At 49.4% G+C, this 1,242-nt stretch carries 1 protein-coding gene; it reads left to right on the top strand.

Translation table 11 applies throughout. The features are described from left to right. The coding region (locus tag CX664_RS26790; RefSeq protein ID WP_180966626.1) for a hypothetical protein at positions 1 to 1,242 on the top strand (1,242 nt) is incomplete at both ends.

The following is a 1,242-nucleotide window of genomic DNA, read 5'->3' as shown; positions in this document are numbered from 1 at the left end:
TATTCCGGATAGTTCAACGGCTGCTTCAACGCTGGCAGAAACCTCAACACCTGCTGAAACAGGACAATCAGTAACACCGTCAGCAACAGGCACTACAACTCAGACGTCAATTGATAAAAAAGCTACACATCAAACGACAAACCAAGAAATAGCATCATCAACATCTGAAACCGCCACAACAGAAGACGCCTCTGGTAAAACTGACAGCACAACGGCGCCTCCAACATCAACAACCATCTCAACCGCTGCACAGGCCAGGCAATCTAGCCAAACGAAAGCACCAACCCCCGACACTGCCAGACAGACAGTGACTTCTGGTTCCAGAGATAGCTCTGCTGCTTCTCCATCATTGACGTCGGCATCAACAGGAACGGCTGCCCAACAGACAACAACGCAACAATCAGCTACTCAGGAAAAAGCTCAATCAACGTCTGAGAGCCCGGGACTACAGGGAACTTCGCGTATTCCGGATAGCACAACGGCTGCTTCAACGCTGACAGAAATCTCAACACTTACAGAAACAAGACAATCAGTAACATCGCCAACAACAGGCACTACAACTCAGACGACAAAAGCTATACATCAAACGACAAACCAGGAAATAACATCATCAAAATCTGAAACCACCACAACAGAAGGAACCTCTGGTAAATCTGACAGCACAACGGCGCCTCCAACATCAACAACCATCTCAACCGCTGCACAGGCCAAGCAATCTAGCCAAACGAAAGCACCAACACCCGACACTGCCAGGCAGACAGTGACTTCTGGTTCCAGAGATAGCTCAGCCGCTCCTCCATCATTGACGTCGGCATCAACAGGCACGGCTGCCGAACAGGCAACAACACAACAATCAGTCACTCAGGAAAAAGCACAATCAACGTCTGAAACCACCACAACAGAAGACGCCTCTGGTAGAACTGACAGCACAACGGTGCCTCCAACATCAACAACTATCTCAACCGCTGCACAGGCCAGGCAATCTAGCCAAACAAAAGCACCACCCCCCGACACCGCCAGACAGACAGTGACTTCTGGTTCCAGACAGACAACAACGCAACAATCAGCTACTCAGGAAAAAGCTCAATCAACGTCTGATAGCCCGGGACTACAGGGAGCTTCCGGTATTCCGGATAGCACAACGGCTGCTTCAACGCTGACAGAAATCTCAACACTTACAGAAACAAGACAATCAGTAACATCGCCAACAACAGGCACTACAACTCAGACGACAAAAGCTAT

The sequence above is a fragment of the Endozoicomonas acroporae genome (assembly GCF_002864045.1).
In the GTDB taxonomy this organism is placed as follows: Bacteria; Pseudomonadota; Gammaproteobacteria; order Pseudomonadales; family Endozoicomonadaceae; genus Endozoicomonas; species Endozoicomonas acroporae.
This window is presented reverse-complemented; position numbering and strand designations above follow the sequence as displayed.